This window comes from Anaerofustis stercorihominis, assembly GCF_024623185.1.
In the GTDB taxonomy this organism is placed as follows: domain Bacteria; phylum Bacillota; class Clostridia; order Eubacteriales; family Anaerofustaceae; genus Anaerofustis.
Genome location: NZ_JANJZK010000040.1, coordinates 1 through 3,895, shown reverse-complemented (window position 1 = coordinate 3,895; position 3,895 = coordinate 1). Strand labels below are relative to the sequence as shown.

Below are 3,895 nucleotides of genomic sequence, written 5' to 3'. Positions count from 1 at the left end.
AGCTAAAGCTTGAATAAATTTAACAAAGTTAAATTTATCTGTTCTGACGAACAGTAAATAGTCAAATCCGACCGCGTTAAGAGCCTTCACGGCGATTGAGTGAAAGATTTTTATCCAATATTTTTATCTTTGGAAAAATATTGGTGGGTTGTAGGGTGGAACCCTACAGAAATGTGGTTTGCGGGGCGAAACCCCTTAATCGTTTGTTTCTTTAAAAAGAAATCAAATATTGACATAATCCGACAATTATGCTAGCATAAACTTACAAATTAAATATATAAGCAGGGGAGCTTTTTGCTGAGAGGAAAATTATTTTCGACCCTTAACCTGATTTGGATAATGCCAACGTAGGAAGCATTTTAATTATTGTTATGATTTTTAAACGGGGATCCGAATAGGGTTCTCGTTTTTTTCTGCTTATATGGAAAGGAACATTTTATGGAAAACAAAAAAACAAGTGTATTCGACAATTCTCTGATTTGGTTCGGTGCGGGAGTTTCCATAGCGGAAATTATGACGGGTACGCTGATTGCACCCCTCGGATTTACCAAAGGACTTCTTGCAATAATCATCGGACATTTGATTGGGTGTGCACTAATGTACTTTGCGGGCATCATCGGAGGAAAGAGTGAGAAGAGTGCAATGGAGACGGTAAAAATGTCTTTTGGAGAGAAAGGTTCACTTCTTTTTTCTTCTCTTAACGTTCTTCAGCTGGTGGGCTGGACTGCGGTAATGATAGTAGGAGGTGCAAAGGCGGTAAGCGTTATATCAAATTCGTTTTTAGGTTCTCCGTTAGAGGCTTTATGGTGTGTTATCATAGGTGCCCTTATAATTTTATGGGTAGTCATAGGTATAACCAATCTAGGGAAAGTAAACACCGTGGCAATGGGAGGACTGTTCCTGCTTACCGTTGTGCTTAGCACTGTTATATTTAAAGGTAACATCATAAATCCCGCGACGGGAGGACTTAGTTTCGGTTCTGCGGTGGAACTTAGTGTTGCAATGCCTCTTTCTTGGCTTCCTTTGATATCCGACTATATAAAAGAAGCAAAGGAACCGGGTAAATCTGCTTTGGCGAGTGTGTCGGTATACTTTATTTCAAGCTGTTGGATGTACATAATAGGAATGGGTGCGGCTTTATTTACCAAGAGCAGCGACATAGCAGTAATAATGCTTCAGGCAGGTCTTGGTATTTTAGGTGTAATTATAATAATACTCTCTACCGTGACAACTACGTTTTTAGATGCATATTCTGCGGGAGTGAGCAGTGTCAGTATAAGTAAAAATTTAAGCGAAAAAAAGGTTGCCATAATCGTTTGTATCGTTGGGACGCTCCTTGCGATATTTACTCCCATAGAGGAGTTTGAGAATTTCCTTTATCTGATAGGTTCTGTATTTGCTCCTATGATAGCCGTACAGATCGCTGACTTCTTCTTTTTAAAAAAGGATTACAGCGGGCTGAATGTAAATAAAACTAATATTATACTTTGGCTTATAGGGTTTATTACCTACAGAGTATTTATGAGGATAGACACTCCCGTCGGGAACACTCTTCCCGTTATGATAATTGTGATAATTTTATGTATTATAATAAATAAGATATTCGGAGGTAAAAAAGAATGTTAAAAGAAATGATGGAAAATGTAAGAAATAAAACACCTCTAATCCATAACATAACGAATTATGTTACGGTAAACGACTGTGCGAACACACTTCTTGCATGCGGAGGTTCTCCCATAATGGCGGACGACAGTAATGAAGCGGAAGAAATCACGACTATCTGCGGGGGGCTTAACATAAATATAGGTACACTCAATAAGAATACTATCCCTTCGATGATACTTGCGGGAAAGAAAGCAAACGAACTTTCTCATCCTGTTATCCTTGACCCTGTAGGTGCGGGAGCTTCCTCGCTTAGAACCGATACAGCAAAGGATTTGCTTAAAGAAATAAAGTTTAGCGTTATCAAAGGCAATATATCGGAAATAAAGACGCTTTATATGGGAAGCGGGACAACAAAAGGTGTTGACGCCGATATAGCGGATAAAGTGACCGATGAAAATATAGATGACGCAGTCGAATTTATTAAAGGATTTTCAGCTAAAACCGGAGCTATAATCATCGTTACCGGAGAAATCGATATAATAGCAAATGAGGAAAAAGCTTATATCGTAAGGAACGGACATTCGATGATGTCAAATATTACGGGGACGGGATGTATGCTTTCCGCAATGACCGCCGCTTATATAACGGCAAATGATGATGATATGCTTGAAGCGTGTCTTGCGAGCGTATGTTTAATGGGCTATGCGGGAGAAATCGCTTATAAAAAGATGAAAGAAACAGGGGCAGGTAATTCCACATTTAGGAATTATTTGATAGATGCTATATTTAATATGACAGGGGACGAACTGGAAAAAGGAGCCAAATATGAAAGTAAATAGTGAAGATATGCTTTTATATGCCGTTACGGACAGGGCGTGGACGGACAAGGATGATTTATATACTCAAGTAAAAAAAGCATTAAAAGGCGGTATCACATTCTTGCAGTTAAGAGAAAAAGAACTTGATGACGAGACTTTCTTAAAGGAAGCTTTGAAAATAAAAGAGCTTGCAAGGGAGTATAACGTACCCTTTGTAATCAACGATAACGTGGATATAGCCATAAAATCCGACGCAGACGGAGTCCATGTGGGACAAAGCGATATGGAAGCGGGAGATGTAAGAAAGAAAATAGGTGAAGATAAAATTCTCGGGGTTTCCGCTTCAAACTTGGAAGAAGCGAAACTAGCAGAAAAAAAAGGTGCGGATTATCTCGGAGTAGGGGCGGTATTCTCTACCTCAACCAAGCTTGACGCAGATGATGTATCCTTCGATACTCTAAAGGAGATATGCAATAACGTGAGTATCCCCGTAGTTGCCATAGGGGGTATAAGTAGGGATAATATATCTAAGCTAAAGGGAACGAATGTAGACGGTGCGGCAGTGGTTTCCGCGATATTTGCAAGTCAGGATATAGAAAATGATACAAAAGAGCTTCTTTGTCTATCTAAAAAAATGGTAAAAGGGGAAGAGTAATATGAAAAAAGTACTTACTATAGCGGGTTCCGATTCCAGCGGAGGAGCCGGTATTCAAGCCGATATAAAAACGATAACCGCTCATAAGATGTACGCTATGAGTGCGATAACCGCACTTACAGCTCAAAATACTACAGGGGTTTACGGTGTCATGGACGCTACCCCGGATTTCGTTAAAAATCAAATCGACTGCATATTTAGTGATATAAGACCGGACGCGGTAAAGATAGGTATGGTGTCGAATATTGAAATAATAGAAGCCATAGCAGAAAAGTTAAAAGAATACAAAGCGGAGAATGTAGTCGTTGACCCCGTAATGGTCGCAACAAGCGGAAGCAGGCTTATCAGTGATGATGCAATGGAAACTCTTATAAATAAGCTTCTGCCTCTGGGAAGTATAATAACGCCCAATATTCCGGAAGCCGAAGTATTGTCGGGAATAAATATAAAAAGCGAAGAAGACATGATAAAAGCGGCAGAAATAATATCTAAGGATATAGACGGAGCTGTGCTTATAAAAGGCGGACACTACGACGACAACGCCAATGATTTACTTTTCGATAAGGGGGATATCCATTGGTTTAAGGGAAAGAGGATAGATACTAAAAATACTCACGGCACCGGATGTACTCTTTCTTCCGCCATAGCATGTAATCTAGCCGCGGGATACCCAAAAGAAGAAAGTATAAAAAATGCTAAGGAGTATATAACGGGAGCACTTAAAGACGGGCTGGACCTCGGAAAAGGTTCGGGACCGCTTAATCATATGTACGGCTTGTCCTTTTTAAAAGATTAAAAAGGACAAGCCGTACATATG

At 39.7% G+C, this 3,895-nt stretch carries 4 protein-coding genes and 1 riboswitch; all 4 genes read left to right on the top strand.

Annotated features, from left to right (window positions below):
* Positions 1-273 precede the first annotated feature (273 nt).
* Positions 274-371: riboswitch (TPP riboswitch) on the top strand.
* 67 nt (positions 372-438) lie between these two features.
* The 4 genes from cytX to thiD are packed head-to-tail and all read left to right on the top strand — an operon-like array spanning position 439 to position 3,874.
* Positions 439-1,626 carry a putative hydroxymethylpyrimidine transporter CytX gene (cytX, locus tag NSA01_RS09760; protein ID WP_257481270.1) on the top strand — a complete coding sequence of 396 codons (1,188 nt, stop codon included), beginning with the start codon at positions 439-441 and terminating at the stop codon, positions 1,624-1,626.
* Positions 1,620-2,444: a hydroxyethylthiazole kinase gene (gene thiM / locus NSA01_RS09755; RefSeq protein ID WP_257481269.1), complete on the top strand. Its 825-nt coding sequence runs from the start codon at positions 1,620-1,622 to the stop codon at positions 2,442-2,444. The genes cytX and thiM overlap by 7 nt, the downstream gene beginning before the upstream one ends.
* Complete coding sequence (thiE, locus tag NSA01_RS09750) at positions 2,431-3,078, top strand: thiamine phosphate synthase (RefSeq protein ID WP_257481268.1); 648 nt, start codon at positions 2,431-2,433, stop codon at positions 3,076-3,078. The genes thiM and thiE overlap by 14 nt, the downstream gene beginning before the upstream one ends.
* Position 3,079: 1 nt before the next feature.
* On the top strand, positions 3,080-3,874 hold the full coding sequence (gene thiD / locus NSA01_RS09745) for a bifunctional hydroxymethylpyrimidine kinase/phosphomethylpyrimidine kinase (RefSeq protein WP_257481267.1): 795 nt from the start codon (positions 3,080-3,082) through the stop codon (positions 3,872-3,874).
* Positions 3,875-3,895 lie beyond the last annotated feature (21 nt).